Consider the following 15,692-nt stretch of genomic DNA (forward strand, 5'->3'; position numbering starts at 1 on the left):
TTTAATTTTATTTAAAAATATCAGCTTATAAAAAACTAGGAATAAAAAAAAGCTGTGTTAAAAACACAGCTTTTATATTAATTAACCATACCTAGGTTAACAACTTCTTGTTTTGTTAAGTAACGCCAGTGTCCACGTGGTAAATCTTTTTTAGTTAAACCTCCGTAAACAACCCTATCTAACTTTACAACTTCATAGTCTAAGTGTTCAAAAATTTTAGTTACAATATTACTTCTACTACTAAAAAGTTCTATACCAACTTGGTTTTTAGGAGCATTATCTACATAACTAATATCGTGTACGTTTACTACTTTTTCATCAATAGCAATACCGTCTTGAATCTTTTTTAAATCTGCAGCACTTAATGGTCTAGATAATTCTACATGGTAAATTTTACGCAAACCGTTTTTAGGACTTACCAAGCGTCTTGTAAGTTCTTTGTCGTTAGTAAACAACAATAAACCTGTAGATGCTTTAGTCATTTTATCTACCGGTAATAAAGTAGCTTTAGAAGCGCTAGAAATTAAACCTGCAACATTTCTTTTACCGTGTTCATTTCTAACGGTTGTGCTAAAATCTTTTGGCTTATTTAGTAAAACGTATTCTCTTTTTTCCGGATTAAGGTGTCTACCATCAAACTTAACAACATCATCAAGCTTAACTTTATACCCCATTTCTGATACTACTTTACCATTTACGGTAACACTACCAGCAGCAATAAAAACATCTGCTTCTCTTCTAGAACATACTCCAGAATTAGCTACATATTTATTTAACCTTATAGAATTAGGATCTGAAGGTTTTTGAGTACTTTTTGGTTTACCTGAACCAGTAAAATTCCTCTTTCTTGTTCCTCCATTATCCTTTCCTGAAGATTTTCTGTCCTTATTATAGTCAGATCTACCCATTGTATTATATTTTTTGCAAAGGTAGCAAAGGAATTTGAATAACTATATAATAGTTTAACTAATTAATCTTTAAACGTAACAGTGCTTTGTTGTTCTCTATTTACTTGTAAATTAGTAACATCTGAGTTGGAATACAATTTTATTTTACTGAATTTACAACGCTCCTACTACACTTTAGTTAAGCTGATTTATTCTTCTTTTTCAAAAATATACAATGTGTTATCTCCGCTAAGTTGATATAGTTTATTATTGGCTAGTTGAGGAATATCAGTTTTTACCCAATCTCCTTCAAACCTATAATGCCAATCTATTTTTAGTGTTTTTTTATTAAAAGCAACAATACATTGCGGTATATAGTCTAAACCTAACTCTAAACGGTTCATTTCTGCTATAGTATAAATGTGAGTTTCACCTTCTGCATAGCCAGTACTCCTCCTAAAGCCAGAAAAGACGTGCTCTTCTAAAGTATTTTTTAATGACTGATAATCTGCTTTGCCAGTAACTAAATCTATTGTTACTAAATAAGCACCTGCTAAATGGTATAGATACGATTTAGAAATATCTAGCTGAAAACCATCAGTAGAAGGTAGTTTATGTTGCAAACGCCCTTGGAAAGCAGAACTTCCGTAACCAGGCAATACTTGCCATTTTCTATTTAGTTCACCTGTTTGAATATTAATGTCAAGAATCATTTGACCTGAACAAGCTACTAGCAAAGAGTCTTTCCAAACACCTATAAATTTATCAACTTCATAATTTTGCATCTTACCGTTTCTGTCTTGATATTGGGCTAAATCTTCTAGATTATATTGCCATTTAAGTTTGGCTTTTAGAATAGAAATTGAATTAATTTGAATTTTATCTTTTTTATAAAAAAGAGTGTTTTTCTTAATTAAGAATCCAAATAATCTTTCATTAATAATTTTCTTAAATTTATTATTCTTAATGTCTAATATTTCTGTACCAACTCTATTTAAATGTTCTACTAATAACTCATTTTTACATATTTTTTTTAGAATAAATACATCTTTTAAAAAAAGTACATTTTTATCTATTAAAAAAGAACTGCCCTCTATATCAGAAATAAATAGAGAATTGTTGTCTGAATTTATTTTCTGTAAATGAATATTCGATTTTATAACTGATATACCCTTATTATTAAATACTTCAAAATCTGAATTCCACCAAACTTCATTTTCTTTTAAAGCGTATCCTCTAACGTTTTTCTTTTTGTCTATTGTATTAAATTTCATTATTCAGTTTTTATAATTGAATTTAATATTTCATCGATTTTAGAATCTGTTAAATCAGAAATTCTTCGAATACTTAAAAATTCCTTTAATTCGTCATTCATATTATTAAAAATCTGTGTCTTAGTTAGTCTCCCGCTAGCGCAAGCATCTTGCTTGTGCTGTTAAACCAACTAAAAGTTTTACTAATAATCATATATCAATATTTAAAATGGTTTGGTCATCTTGGTAATTTCTAGCGCTACTATATTCCCAATCTACGGAACTAGTTACAAAACCAGATTCTACAGGGTTGTTGTGTATATAATCTATTTTTTGTTGAATAACTTTTGTACTCCATAATTCTATTGGTTATTACTTTTATATTGTTTTGTAGCTCTGCTTACTCTTTATGGCACGAGCGTGACGCTCGCGCTAGCAGGGCTAGCTGGAGGTTAAGAGTAAGAAATATATTTTTTATGAATTTAAGAAATTTCATTTTTCAAAGTTTCTTTATTTATAATCTTTGTGCCATCAACAAGAAGCAAAGCATCTAAATAATTTGCCATCTCTAATAACAATTCTAAATGATGCTTCTTAATTTTTTTTTGAAAAGTAGTTCTAATCACTCCAAGTTCTTCATTGAATTGAACAACAACTTCATAATACCTCTTTTTTAAATTAAATTCAGCATTAGCTTTTTGTTTACTATGACTCTTCAATATACCATCTCTAAAGGCCTTTGGTATTTCATCTAAATTCTTTAAAGTATTTTTACCTTGTTCAGTTTCTTCTTCCCAAGTAAAATAGTCTTGATGAGTATCTATAAATTCGATATAAGCATCGTAAGATATTTTCTCTTTTATTTTAGAAATATTCTTAAATTTCTCTTTGGATATCCAAGGGTCTGATATTTTCATTATGGGATAAATTCTTCTAAAGCATTAATCTTAAAATCTATTGTTGGTCTTTCCACCTTTAAAGTGTTTTACCATTCATTTTTAATGGCATCTTTAAATTTTTCTTTTGGCATATAAATATGAACTTCTACTTTATTATAAATAATTGTTTTACCATTCCAAGTAATACCATTATTAGCCCCTTTACCTGCAATAAGATTATCTAAGTTATTCTTTATTGCATTAGATTCTAACCATTTATTTACATCTGTAATTGTTGTAGTTTTCATAGAAACTACGGTCTCTGTAAAAATATTATTACCAGAAGAAGTTCCATTTTTATAAAAATCAATGGCTTTAAAATTACTTGCAATTTCATCTGTATGTCCCCATCCAGAAGTTTTTAAATACCTGTAATTGCCCATCATATCTTCAAAGAGCTTTCTTTCAAAAAAGATTTGAGGATAATATGCTTTCCAAGCATCTTCTATATAATTCCCCCGCTAGCGCAAGCATCTTGCTTGTGCCGTTAAACAAACTAAAAGTTTTACTAATAATCATATATCAATATTTAAAATGGTTTGGTCATCTTGGTAATTTCTAGCGCTACTATATTCCCAATCTACAGGACTAGTTACAAAACCAGATTCTACAGGGTTGTTGCGTATATAATCTATTTTTTGTTGAATAACTTTTGTACTACATAATTCTATTGGTTATTACTTTTATATTGTTTTGTAGCTCTGCTTACTCTTTACGGCACTAGCGTGACGCTCGCTCTAGTAGGGTTATGTTTTGTTGCTATATTGATTCTTTTTCTACTTCTTTTTCAAAAATGTGGAGAGTTCCTTCTAAATCTAGTATATACAAGTGTGTATCTGTAATCTGGGGAACGTTTGTACCAAGACCTACATCTTTAAAAGTATGAACCCAATCTACTTTTTTTGTTTTCTTATTTAAAGAAAGTACTGAACTGAAATTAACATTTGGAACTTCCTTTAAAAAAGTATGTGCTGTTAAAAAAAGATACTCTGATGTAAAAGGATTATCATTAAAAGAACGAAATGACCTGATATTATATTTAGACAACTCTTCTTTTAATTGATAATAACTGATTTCTTTTGTATTCAAATCAATTTCAAAATAGTAGGTATCAAAAACACCTATTAATTTAGAATCTTGTTTATCTAATACAAAGTTTGTTGGGTCTGGTAATACATCTTTATATAGAGAACCTACCTCAAAACCAACTAATTCTTGCCATTTATGAAGTATCTCACCTGTATTAATATCTACTGATAATAATAAATGATTTCTACAAGCTATTAATAACTGATTTTCATAGACGCCTATAAAATGTATAAGCCTACTATTAAAAATAGTAGCTAAATCTAATTCCCAATTAATTTTACAATTATCAATGTTAAAAGCCGATATTTTATTTTTTTCAAAATAACCTATGCTATTATTATCTACTACAGATTCTACAGTATAATTTTCAAAAGGGAATTCTTTTATTAAACTTAAAGAAGTTAAATCAAAAAGCCCTAAAGACCACATCCATTTCCTATTTTCTCTTCTATAATTAACCGCACAAAAAACTTTATAATCAAGGTTTGATTTAACAAAAAAAGGGTATGTAATCTTATAATTTTTATTATCTCTTTTTAAAAACTCCTCCCCTTCATTATTATGAAAATAAATACCTTTATCTAAAAGCCAAAAAGAAAAACCCTCTACACCTTTTATTATATTTTCATTATCACATACTAAATTATTTTTTTTTGTAAAATAACTATTATTATCAATACACTTTATACCTGTGATTTTTTCTTCTTTTTTCACAAACTTATACATAGCTATTATTCTACTTTTATAAATTTAAACAACGCATCATCACTAAACTCTATCATTTCTAAAAACTCTGTTTTTTCCACTAACTTTATTAGTAGTCCCCGCTAGCGCAAGCATCTTGCTTGTGTTGTTAACCAAATATTTAAACTGAAAAATTAATCTTTAAACGTAACAGTGCTTTGTCGTTCTCTATTTACTTGTAAATTAGTAACATCTGGTCTTGAGTAATGCCCAACAGGATCAAAGTTTTGTCGTTCTTCATACACTCTATTAAAGTCTATTTTTTGGCATATTACTCCTTCTTTGTGTAAAATAGGTGCTACTACCCACTCGCCATCTGGACCTGCAATACAAGAGCCTCCATTAGCTAAAACATCTGGAGCATTTTCTAAAATCTTACTTAAATGTGGTGTACTTTTAGGAAAATCTTCTTTTCTCATTAAAGATGATACAGAAATAACAAAACTACGAGATTCACGTGCTATAAACCTTGTAATATCTTTGGTATTATAATCACTACCTGGCCAAACTGCTATGTGCAAATTCTCTCCTAAACCATACAATGCTGCTCTTGGTAAAGGCATCCAATTTTCCCAGCAATTTAAGCCGCCTACTGTAAAATCTTTTAAAGGGTGTACTTGCAAACCATTACCATCTCCTGGTGCCCAAGTTAAGCGCTCATCATACGTGGGTTGTAATTTTCTGTGTACAGATTTTATTTCACCTTTTTCATTTATGTATACTAAAGAACAATAAATACTGTGTCCGCCTCTGTCTTTAGCACGTTCCATAATACCCAAATAAATAGCCATTTTATGAGTTTTAGCTAATGCACATATGTTGTTTAACTCTCCTGCCTCTACTTGTATAGAATTACGGACGTAATGTGCGTGTATTTCTTTATTTACTTTTAAATCCCATGAAGCACCATTGGTGTGCGCCAACCAAAAAGGATAACCAGGTAACAATGCTTCTCCAAAAACTAAAAGTTCTGTTTTTTGTTCTGCGGCTGCAACAATTGTATGTTCAATTTTTTTTAATGTAGCTTCTTTGTCTAGCCAAACCGGAGAAATTTGAGCCAAACCAACTTTTAAAATGTTGTTCATTATAAAATTCTGTTTAGGACGAGATTTATATCGACCAACAAAATACTAAAAACACCGCTTATAATTACAAACTTTAAGATATTATGTAATGTATTGTATTGCTTTTTGGTGTCTGATTTCCACAGAAATATTAAAAAAATAATTAATAGTAAAACCGCCAATTTAAAGTAGTAGTGCATATGGCCAACATCAAAATTATAAATAAGCAATAATGATGGTACAAGACTAGATGCTATAAGAATAGTAATTGCAATTTTAGATGTTTTTGCGCCGTAAAGTACAGGTACAGTTTTGTAATTTTGGGCTAAATCTCCTGCTATGTTTTCTAAATCTTTTATCATTTCACGTGCTAAAATGAGTAAAAACAAGAAAATTGCGTGTACAAAAATTACTGGTTCAAAATTTTTATAATACACAAAAACCACAAAAAATGGTGTTATTGCCAATGTTGCAGAAACAAAATTACCTAAAAAAGGTACTTTCTTTAATTTATGCGAATAAAACCAAATTCCGAAAATGTAAGACGAGAAAAAAAGTACTGCTTTAAATGACACATAACTAGCAAAAAAAACAGCCAAAAAGTTAAGTACAAAGTAAGTTGTTAATTTGGTACGCTGACTTACCAACCTGTCTAACATTGTTTTTTTAGGTTTGTTAATAAGGTCTTTCTCTGAATCGTAAAAATTATTTATAATGTAGCCCGATGCTATAACCATTGCTGAGACAAGCACTATTATGAATAAATTAAGATCAAAAACTACTTTACGCAATGGTAAGTTTGGTGCCAATATATAAATTGATGCCAAATATTGAGCCAGAGCAATTACCAAAATATTGTAACCTCTAACCACAGAAAACAGACTTAAGAACTTTAAAACTATAAGTTTGTTCTTTCTGTTAAGCATAAAATAAATATATGTTTTTTTAGAAGTTGTATACCACTTCTAGGTTGTAGTCTTTAAGTTCTTTACGTGCGCCATCTATATCTTCTGTAAAACCTAAAATATAACCACCACCGCCAGAACCACAAAGTTTTAGGTAGTATTTATTAGTATCTATACCGTGTTTCCAAAGTTTATGAAACTGAGACGGAATCATTGGTTTAAAATGATCTAACACAACATGAGATAGTTGCTTTATGTTACCAAACAAAGATTTTACGTTACCACTAATAAAATCCTCTACACAAGCATCTGTATGTTTTATAAACTGGTCTTTAAGCATATGCCTAAAACCATCTTCTTTCATACGCTCCATAAATATTTGTACCATTGGTGCAGTTTCACCAATTATACCACTATCTAACAAAAACACTGCTCCTGTACCTTGGTTGTTTTGAGACGGTATGCTTGTAGACTCTATATTATCTTTGGAGTTAATTAAAATTGGTAAACTTAAGTAACTATTTAAAGGATCTAAACCAGAAGATTTACCGTGAAAAAAAGATTCCATTTTACCAAAAATCCCTTTAAGTGTAAGTAATTTATCTTTAGTTAAATTCTCTAGAACTGTAATTTTATTGTGCGCGTATTTATGATAAACAGCAGCAACAAGCGCGCCACTACTACCAACCCCGTACCCTTGTGGTATAGAGCTATCAAAATACATACCTTGCTCTACGTCTGCTTTTAAAGCTTCAATATCAAAAGAAAAACTCTCATCTTCTGCAGATACTTTTTCTAAATAAAGAGCAAAACGTTGTAAACTCTCGTTAGATTTTTTTGCCTCTTCAGACAACTCATCAGAAGATTTTAATGCTCCTTTAAAAAAATTATAAGGTATAGAAAGTCCTTTAGAATCTTTTATGATTCCGTACTCTCCAAACAGTAAAATTTTTGAGTAAAATAAAGGTCCTTTCATTTTAAAATATCTTATTACTAATTTACAATTGTTTAGCGCCTAAACCAATTCTATCACAAAGATACTGCTCGTTTTCGCAATATGCAACAAGCTCATCTTTAATAAACTGGTATACTTGTTCTTTCTCGCTCTCTGGATACAAAACGTGTACATTGGCGCCAGCATCTAAGGTAAAACAAATATTTGACTTATTTATTGCCCTAAATTCCCATATCTTATTGATAATCTGCAAAGTATTGGGTTTCATCAAAATAAAATACGGCATACTTGTCATCATCATAGCGTGCAGCGTTAATGCCTCACTCTCTACAATTTCTACAAATCTTTTTAAATTACCCTCTTTAAAAACTGTTTGCAAATCATCTAAATTTGTATGCGCTTGTGCAAAACGTTCTTTAGCAAATGGGTGGTTGTGCATTAAATTATGACCAACTGTACTGCTTACTTGTTTTTGACCTTTGTCTACTAACAAAATAGTATCATGGTAATTTTTAAAAACCGAGTGTACCTCGTTTGGGTATTTTATACCAAACAAATCTGTACTGCCTTCTGTATTTGCGTGGTTTCCCCATTGTACCAACGGACCCTCTATACTACGGCAAGCACTACCAGAGCCCAAACGTGCTAAAAATGATGCTTTGTTATTAAAAAATGCGGTTGTTATAGATGGATTTAATTCTTTCTCTACACTCATTAAACACAATGCCAAAGCAGACATACCACTTGCAGATGACGCTATACCACTACTGTGCGGAAAAGAGTTTGATGTTTCTATCTTAAAATGATACTCCTTTAAAAACGGAAGATAAGCTTCAATTCTAGTTAAAAAAGTTTCAATTTTTGGTTTAAAATCTTCTTTAGGTTTTCCTTCAAAAAATAAATCGAATGAAAAATTATCTGCCTTACTATCTAACTTTTTATACGTAACAGAGGTTGTTGTAGCGCAGGCATCTAACGTAAAACTAATAGATGGGTTTGCAGGAATTTGATTATCTTTTTTACCCCAATATTTTACCAAAGCAATATTACTGGGCGATTTCCATTTTACCGTACCTTCTAAAACTGTATTTGTATACGCTTTAGGCACAAACTCCTCTTGGGTCATATTTTAAAATTTTAGCAAATATAAAAAGAAAATTCCCAGTAGATTTGGGTTATATAGCAATATAAAAATATAATTTAAGCTTCTATATTTTTGCTTATTTCTATAAGCTTAGCTATTGTTTTGTAGTTTCTAGTTGTGGCTTGCACTTTTAGTTTACGCTCAAAAAAGTTATTGTTACATTTTGCCTTACCAAAACCGTTTAAGCAATGCAAATACACACAATGGTCTGTAATTGTAAACTTTTCTGTAGCATATGTTCCTTTATTTATTTCTGATACTAACGTTGCGTTTGGCGTAGTTGCCAACAATACAAAGTAAATTTCTTTTTCTTCTTCAGACAAAAACGGATTGTTATTAAAAATTGTTTGTAAGGTTGATGAGGCTACCACCAAAACTGGAACATCTAACTTAAAAGTGTTTAAAATTTGGGTATGTATTTTTTCTGATAAAACAGTTGCATCAACCTCATCAGAAGTAAAAACAACATTACCACTTTGTATGTAGGTTGTAATATTAGAGAGTCCTAATTGCAATAGCATTTGCTTTAAATCTGCCATTAAAATTTTATTTTTTCCGCTAACGTTTATACCTCTTAAAAGCGCTATATAAGTTATCATAATTTAGCTATTGTTTGTGCTGCTATAAAACCACCTGTCCACGCGTTCTGAAAATTAAATCCGCCAGTAATGGCATCTACATTTATAACTTCACCTGCAAAAAATAAATTTTTAACCACTTTACTCTCATAAGTTTTAAAGTTTACCTCTTTTAAATCTATACCGCCAGCGGTTACAAATTCCTCTTTAAAAGTACTTTTACCATTTACAGAAAACTCACTTTCGGTTAATTGGTCTACTAAATTTTGCAACTGTATTTTGGTAGCTGTAGCCCATTTTACAGTTTCGTCTATATCTGCTGCTTTAACCAAGTTTACCCACAAACGCCTAGGAATATCTAATATTTTTGTACGTAAAATTGTTTTTTTAGGATCTGTTTCTTTTACCGAATTTAAATACTCTAAAACTGCACCCGGAACCATATCTGGCAACCAATTTACTTGTACTACAAATTGGTAATTTTTTGCGTGCAATAGCGTTGCTCCCCAAGCAGATAATTTTAAAATTGCAGGTCCGCTCATTCCCCAATGTGTAATTAGCAATGGACCTTCTGCCTCTAACAATGGTTTTTTACTAACCGTAGTTTTTATTTTGCTAGACACCTTTGTTTTGCCTTTTTTAGACTCATAAACAGTTACCCTAGCTGTGGTACTTACACCTGGAATGCCTGTAATACGACTATCTTTTATATTAAATGTAAAAAGCGATGGTACTGGTGATACAATTTTGTGTCCCAAACCCTCTAGTAAATTCCATATTTTAGGATTACTACCTGTAGCTACAACTACTTTTTTAGCTTTAAATTCTTTTTTAGGAGTAGTTACTAAAAAGCCCAATTCTGGCTTGTTTTTATCTTCATAGGCGATATTAGAAACCGGACAAAGTTTCATTACTTTAATGCCTAAACGTTCTGTTTCATTAATAAAACAGTCTATAATACTTTGCGATGAGTCGCTTTGCGGAAAAATACGACCGTCTTCTTCTATTTTTAATGGCACACCTCTTTCTTCAAAAAAGGCCATAGTATCTCCTGTGCAAAAACTATGAAAAGGTCCTAATAGCTCTTTTTCTCCACGCGGGTAATTAAGTACCAAGTCTGCCGGATTAAACTCGGCATGCGTTACATTACATCTACCACCACCAGAAACTTTTACTTTGGCTAAAACTGTTTTACCACGCTCTAAAATAGCAACTTTTAAACTACTATTTTGTTCTGCAATTTGTATTGCTGTAAAAAAACCTGCAGCGCCTCCGCCAATTATAATAACATCAAACATTAGTGTACACGTTCTGGATAATTTGTAAATATACCATCTACAAGTAAATTTTTCATTTTTATTATATTTTCTGGTGCATTAACAGTGTACGTATACAGTTTAAAACCTTCTGCTTTTATTGCCGTTACAACAGCTACTGTAACATCTTTTTCATCTGGATTTATACTTATTGCTTGCAGTTGTTTTGCCATAGGTATTGCTTGTAACGGATCTTCTTCTGTTAACACACCAATAGCAATTTTGCTATTAAGGTTACGCATAATAGTTAACTCTTGCCAATTAAAGCTAGAGATAATAAACTGCTCTAATTTCCAGTTTTTAGTACTGATATATTCTTCTAGTATTGTGTTTACATCTTTTGCTGTGCCTGCACCTTTAAGCTCAATATTTACAGGAACTTTAGCATTAATAGTATCTAAAACTGTAGTTAATAGTGGTATTTTATGATTACCAATAAGGGTAAGTTCTTGTAGTTTTTGCCACGTATAATCTTCAACATTACCTGTACCATTTGTTAGCCTATTTACTTCATCATCATGAAACACAATAATTTCTCCGCTTTTAATTTTAAAAACATCAATCTCTATCATATCAACCTTTAATTCTAAGGCTTTTTTTATAGATGCTATGGTATTTTCGGTCTCATGACCCATTGCTCCTCTATGGCCAATAACAAGTAATTTTTTAGTCATACAAACAAGTATTTACAGTAAAAATACACAAAGTAAAATTGTAAAAAAACTGCATAAAAAAAGGACTAAAACAAAACTTTAGTCCTTTTATAAATATGTATTATTTTTAATTTTTAGTAGACTCGCGTTCTACCAATGTAGACTGTAACACTTCTGTTACGTATGTTTCTTCTTCTTTTTCGCTTTCAATTTTTTCTATTAGCATTTTAGAAGCTATTTCACCCATTTGCTCACCGTGTTGTGCTATTGCGGTTAAACTTGGATAAGCATATTTAGATAAATCTCCATCAGTAAACCCAATAAACTCTATATCTTGCGGTACATTTAATCCTTTTTTAAGTGCTACACGCATACTATACATAGCAAATAACTCATGCACACATAAAACTGCATCTACCTCTTCTCTATCATAAAAATCACTAATGGCCTTTTCATCCATTTTCATTTGAGGCAAACTTAAAATTAGGTTTTCATTTACCTCAAGACCGTGGTCACGTAAAGCATCACAATACCCATCTGTACGTTGTTTTCCAATGCTTAAATAATTATCTGTGGTAATTAGCGCTATTTTTTTGCGTCCGTTAGCTATTAACTTTTTAACTGCTAAATAAGCACCTTCCCTATCGTTAATAATTACTTTATCGCACTCAATTTCATCTGTAACCCTATCAAACATCACTAAAGGAATACCTTGGTCTGTAATTTCTTTTAGGTGATTGTAATCGTTTTTTAATTGTGTTCCTACAGACAAAGACATTATAAAACCGTCTATACTGCCATTGGCAAGCATTTCCATATTTATTACTTCTTTATCAAAAGACTCATCGGACAAGCACACAATAACATTATACCCTTTAGAGTTGGCATAACTCTCTATACCACGTACCACAGTTGTAAAAAAGTGGTGCACAATGTCTGGAATAATTACACCTATATTTTTGGTTCGCTTGTTTTTTAAACTAATAGCAATATTGTTAGGTCTGTAGTTGTAAAGTTTAGCATAAGCCTGTATACGCTCTTTAGTATCTCGGCTAATTTCTTCACTATTTTTAAGTGCCTTGGAAACAGTAGATATAGACACTTCTAACTCTCTTGCTATGTGCTTTAGGGTGATAACTTTTTTCAAAATGAACTTTGTTTTTTCTAACAGATGAATGTACATATAAAAAACAATATTCTAAAATAATAAAAGCAGATTGTGATTTTAAATTTGTCTTAGATTGAAGAAATTGACAATTATCTGCTAAAATTTATTCGCCTTTCGCAAAAATCTCGCTCTTTAATTCTGAAATTCGTTTTTCTGCAAACACTACAAAATACTGACTATTAGTACCTTTAGACTCTGATTTTTGCTTTAACTTAGTGTAATAATTAAGTTTTAGCTTAGGGTCTTTATAATATTTGTCTGCGTAAATACTGGCTTGATACAAATACAATACTTTAGTAGGATTTTCAGTATAAGCCATATTATAGTAATTTATTGCCGTTTTATAATCTTGCTTACTTACAGCAATACGAGCAGCAACCTCATACTCTTGATCTAATTTATAAGAATGTGCTTGTATTGCCTTTTTTATATACACCGTTGCACTATCTAACTTTTTATCTTTCATATACACCTCACTAATCATACGTAAAACTTTTATGTTTTCTAAATCGTATTCTAGTAGTTGTTTGTAGTTTTCTATAGACTTCTCATAATTTCCTATACTATTATAGGCGTAGCCTAATCTGTTGTACACCTTTTGATCTTTTTTACCTAGGCTTAGTAGTTTTTCATAACATTTAATAGACAATTTATAACTACCCATATGAAATAATGCTAATGCCTTTACATTTATAAGCACAGGATCGTTCTCAAAAAAACTTAATCCTTTATCTGCATATTTTAATGCAAAATGGTTTTCATGTTCACCCACATAATGTATACTTAAACGCTGTAATGCTCGTAAGTGGGTACTATCTACATCAAGTGTTTTTTTATACCACAATACACTTTTCTTATCTTCCCCTATAGCATTGTAAGACCTAGCTAGATTATAACTGTACTCTGGATTAGTTTTAGATATAGTTACAAGTTTAGCAAAAAGACTACTTGCTTGTTTAAACTTATTAGTTTTTAAATACAGCTTACCTAAGTTGAATCTAGCAACCAATAAACTTGTGTCTTTTGTTACAACATCATTATATTGAGCAATAGCTTTGTCATAATTACCAATAGCATTATATGCTTTTGCAATTTGAAGATTTGCATTAGTATTATTTATTTTAGCATACTGGTTAATAGCTGCAGTATAGTTACCAGTATTATATAAACTGTCTGCAATTTTAAAAGCCGAAGGTTGTGCCTCAGCTTTTAAAGTTAAAAACAGAACAATTAATTGTATTGCATAAAAAAATTTAGTCATTTTTTTTCTGCAGCTTAAATGTAATTGGTAATACAAAAGGAACTTTTACAGCCTTACCATTATGCATCCCTGGCGTAACATTTGGTAATTTTTTTATAATATTCAACGCAACTTCTTCTAACCTAACATCCGGACCACGCATCTGAATTTTACCAATGCTACCGTCCTCCATCATAACAAAACGCACAGAAACTCTACCTTGTACTCCTTCTTTTTGTGCAGATTCTGGATAACTAAAATGTTTTCTAATATGTTCATTTATTTTATCATTAAAACAAGCTTTTTTATCTGTAGCATTTTCACAACCCGGAAAAACAGGAACTTCATCTATTACAGAAAAAGGAACCTCTTTAGCATCTTTATACAACCTATCCTTTTCTTCTTGTTCTTTACGTAACAAGGCCGATTTTACATCTTTAGTTAACTTTTCTTTATCACTTTCTGGCGTTAACCTAAATGTAATTGGTAATACAAAAGGAACTCTTACTGCTTTTCCTCTTTGCTTACCTGGTTTAAAATTTGGTAATAATTTTATAATACGAATTGCTTCTTCCTCTAGTATTACAGACGGCCCACGCGTTTGCAACTCACCTATTTTGCCATCTTCCATAATTACAAAGCGTGAAGAAACTCTACCTTCTATTCCTTTTTCTGATGCGTCTTTTGGGTATGTAAAGTGTTTTCTTATATGTTTAGTCATTTGTTCATTAAAACAAGCTCTTTTATCTGTGGCATCTTCACAACCAGGAAATACTGGTACATCTTCTACAACTGAAAAAGGCACATCTGCTATTTCAACCTGTTTAACTGGAGTATCTTTTACTTCTATAATTTCGTTTTCTGTATCTGTATCTTTTTCTTGCCCTTTAGAGGATGTATAAAAAAGAATACATACTATAGTTGGCAACAATAACAAATACTTGCTTGCCCATATTTTTTTAGACTGATTTTTTTGTAACATTTTAATTCGTTTTTTAATTAATGATGATGAAAAAAAGTGATTTATAAATGAGATATTTTCTGTTTGAAAAACTTGAGATAACAATAACTCATACTGTTCTTTTCTATGGGTCTTAGCCACTTTTGCGTCTGCAATAAACTCGTGTACTTCTGCTATTCTACTTTGATAAATATACACTAGTGGATTAAACCAAAAAGCTATGCGCATTACTTCAAAAAATAATAAATCTAAAGTATGTTTTTGTCTAATATGTACTAGCTCGTGCGCAATAATATTAGGGTACTCTTTTGTTTTTATTTTATCGCCCAGAAAAATGGTTTTAAAGAACGAGAAAGCGCTATTACTTTCTTTTAAAATAACCTCTGTAAAATCTTTATAAACAATTTTTTCTCCTCTTTTACGTAACTTATGCAGCTGGCGTATTTTAAATAAAAATAAAAAAAGTGCTACTACCACTCCAATACTAAAAAGAATACTATACCAAGGCATTGTTAATTTTTGGGCTATATTGGTATCACTTAAAAGAGCTGTATTTGTTTCTAAATCGTAATTAGAAAACATAAATGGTGTGTAAACGGCAACTGCATCTGGCACCTTACTTTTAAATATATCTAAAGCTATTAGCGGCAATAAAAACGATAGCACACTCGTACCTAATAAATACAATCTGTTCCATTGAAAAAAGGTTTCTCTTCTTAAAAACACATCATAAATAATAAGGAATACTAACTGAAAAGCAAGACATTCTATTACGTACTGTACCATCGTTTTTTATA

15 protein-coding genes and 1 pseudogene are annotated in these 15,692 nt (G+C 30.8%); all 16 read right to left on the minus strand.

Annotation, left to right across the window (positions count from 1 at the left end):
• Nucleotides 1-77: 77 nt before the first annotated feature.
• Entirely contained in the window at nt 78-908 is an 831-nt protein-coding gene (locus BFJ87_RS01825) for a pseudouridine synthase (protein ID WP_077399061.1), read from the minus strand.
• A gap of 188 nt (nt 909-1,096) precedes the next feature.
• Complete coding sequence (locus BFJ87_RS01830) at nt 1,097-2,161, minus strand: hypothetical protein (protein WP_077399063.1); 1,065 nt, start codon at nt 2,159-2,161, stop codon at nt 1,097-1,099.
• 189 nt (nt 2,162-2,350) lie between these two features.
• A pseudogene (locus BFJ87_RS17150) lies at nt 2,351-2,509 on the minus strand (transposase); the annotation flags it as partial.
• A 113-nt stretch (nt 2,510-2,622) separates the two neighbouring features.
• Nucleotides 2,623-3,057, minus strand: a complete 435-nt coding sequence (locus BFJ87_RS01840) for a hypothetical protein (RefSeq protein WP_077399065.1) — start codon at nt 3,055-3,057, stop codon at nt 2,623-2,625.
• 68 nt (nt 3,058-3,125) lie between these two features.
• Nucleotides 3,126-3,464, minus strand: a complete 339-nt coding sequence (locus BFJ87_RS01845) for a hypothetical protein (RefSeq protein ID WP_139344195.1) — start codon at nt 3,462-3,464, stop codon at nt 3,126-3,128.
• Between the two features lie 373 nt (nt 3,465-3,837).
• Complete coding sequence (locus tag BFJ87_RS01850) at nt 3,838-4,881, minus strand: hypothetical protein (protein WP_139344196.1); 1,044 nt, start codon at nt 4,879-4,881, stop codon at nt 3,838-3,840.
• A 164-nt stretch (nt 4,882-5,045) separates the two neighbouring features.
• Nucleotides 5,046-5,996 (minus strand): carbon-nitrogen hydrolase family protein, encoded by a 951-nt coding sequence (locus tag BFJ87_RS01855; RefSeq protein WP_077399073.1) that lies wholly within the window; start codon nt 5,994-5,996, stop codon nt 5,046-5,048.
• Entirely contained in the window at nt 5,996-6,901 is a 906-nt protein-coding gene (locus BFJ87_RS01860; protein WP_077399076.1) for a geranylgeranylglycerol-phosphate geranylgeranyltransferase, read from the minus strand. The genes BFJ87_RS01855 and BFJ87_RS01860 overlap by 1 nt, the downstream gene beginning before the upstream one ends.
• 19 nt (nt 6,902-6,920) lie before the next feature.
• A complete protein-coding gene (locus BFJ87_RS01865) occupies nt 6,921-7,856 on the minus strand; it encodes a mevalonate kinase family protein (protein ID WP_077399078.1) in 936 nt (311 codons plus the stop codon).
• 22 nt (nt 7,857-7,878) lie between these two features.
• The gene (mvaD, locus tag BFJ87_RS01870) at nt 7,879-8,961 is read right to left on the minus strand and encodes a diphosphomevalonate decarboxylase (RefSeq protein WP_077399081.1); all 1,083 of its coding nucleotides are present in this window, start codon (nt 8,959-8,961) and stop codon (nt 7,879-7,881) included.
• Nucleotides 8,962-9,035: 74 nt separating this feature from the next.
• A complete protein-coding gene (locus BFJ87_RS01875; RefSeq protein WP_077399084.1) occupies nt 9,036-9,578 on the minus strand; it encodes a DUF1697 domain-containing protein in 543 nt (180 codons plus the stop codon).
• The gene (locus BFJ87_RS01880; protein WP_077399087.1) at nt 9,575-10,855 is read right to left on the minus strand and encodes a BaiN/RdsA family NAD(P)/FAD-dependent oxidoreductase; all 1,281 of its coding nucleotides are present in this window, start codon (nt 10,853-10,855) and stop codon (nt 9,575-9,577) included. Before BFJ87_RS01880 ends, BFJ87_RS01875 begins: the two co-directional genes overlap by 4 nt.
• Nucleotides 10,855-11,547 (minus strand): glycerophosphodiester phosphodiesterase, encoded by a 693-nt coding sequence (locus tag BFJ87_RS01885; protein WP_077399090.1) that lies wholly within the window; start codon nt 11,545-11,547, stop codon nt 10,855-10,857. The genes BFJ87_RS01880 and BFJ87_RS01885 overlap by 1 nt, the downstream gene beginning before the upstream one ends.
• Nucleotides 11,548-11,653: 106 nt before the next feature.
• Nucleotides 11,654-12,673 (minus strand): LacI family DNA-binding transcriptional regulator, encoded by a 1,020-nt coding sequence (locus tag BFJ87_RS01890; protein WP_077399093.1) that lies wholly within the window; start codon nt 12,671-12,673, stop codon nt 11,654-11,656.
• Between the two features lie 124 nt (nt 12,674-12,797).
• Nucleotides 12,798-13,955 (minus strand): tetratricopeptide repeat protein, encoded by a 1,158-nt coding sequence (locus BFJ87_RS01895; protein ID WP_077399096.1) that lies wholly within the window; start codon nt 13,953-13,955, stop codon nt 12,798-12,800.
• The gene (locus tag BFJ87_RS01900; RefSeq protein ID WP_077399099.1) at nt 13,948-15,681 is read right to left on the minus strand and encodes a M56 family metallopeptidase; all 1,734 of its coding nucleotides are present in this window, start codon (nt 15,679-15,681) and stop codon (nt 13,948-13,950) included. Before BFJ87_RS01900 ends, BFJ87_RS01895 begins: the two co-directional genes overlap by 8 nt.
• Nucleotides 15,682-15,692 lie beyond the last annotated feature (11 nt).

Source organism: Cellulophaga omnivescoria (assembly GCF_001999725.1).
In the GTDB taxonomy this organism is placed as follows: Bacteria; Bacteroidota; Bacteroidia; order Flavobacteriales; family Flavobacteriaceae; genus Cellulophaga; species Cellulophaga omnivescoria.

What these genes read in the sequence shown, in the direction of transcription:
- BFJ87_RS01825 (WP_077399061.1), bottom strand. Translation starts at nt 908, where the DNA reads ATGGGTAGATCTGACTATAATAAGGACAGAAAATCTTCAGGAAAGGAT.
- BFJ87_RS01830 (WP_077399063.1), bottom strand. Translation starts at nt 2,161, where the DNA reads ATGAAATTTAATACAATAGACAAAAAGAAAAACGTTAGAGGATACGCT.
- BFJ87_RS01840 (WP_077399065.1), bottom strand. Translation starts at nt 3,057, where the DNA reads ATGAAAATATCAGACCCTTGGATATCCAAAGAGAAATTTAAGAATATT.
- BFJ87_RS01845 (WP_139344195.1), bottom strand. Translation starts at nt 3,464, where the DNA reads ATGATGGGCAATTACAGGTATTTAAAAACTTCTGGATGGGGACATACA.
- BFJ87_RS01855 (WP_077399073.1), bottom strand. Translation starts at nt 5,996, where the DNA reads ATGAACAACATTTTAAAAGTTGGTTTGGCTCAAATTTCTCCGGTTTGG.
- BFJ87_RS01860 (WP_077399076.1), bottom strand. Translation starts at nt 6,901, where the DNA reads ATGCTTAACAGAAAGAACAAACTTATAGTTTTAAAGTTCTTAAGTCTG.
- BFJ87_RS01865 (WP_077399078.1), bottom strand. Translation starts at nt 7,856, where the DNA reads ATGAAAGGACCTTTATTTTACTCAAAAATTTTACTGTTTGGAGAGTAC.
- mvaD (WP_077399081.1), bottom strand. Translation starts at nt 8,961, where the DNA reads ATGACCCAAGAGGAGTTTGTGCCTAAAGCGTATACAAATACAGTTTTA.
- BFJ87_RS01875 (WP_077399084.1), bottom strand. Translation starts at nt 9,578, where the DNA reads ATGATAACTTATATAGCGCTTTTAAGAGGTATAAACGTTAGCGGAAAA.
- BFJ87_RS01880 (WP_077399087.1), bottom strand. Translation starts at nt 10,855, where the DNA reads ATGTTTGATGTTATTATAATTGGCGGAGGCGCTGCAGGTTTTTTTACA.
- BFJ87_RS01885 (WP_077399090.1), bottom strand. Translation starts at nt 11,547, where the DNA reads ATGACTAAAAAATTACTTGTTATTGGCCATAGAGGAGCAATGGGTCAT.
- BFJ87_RS01895 (WP_077399096.1), bottom strand. Translation starts at nt 13,955, where the DNA reads ATGACTAAATTTTTTTATGCAATACAATTAATTGTTCTGTTTTTAACT.
- BFJ87_RS01900 (WP_077399099.1), bottom strand. Translation starts at nt 15,681, where the DNA reads ATGGTACAGTACGTAATAGAATGTCTTGCTTTTCAGTTAGTATTCCTT.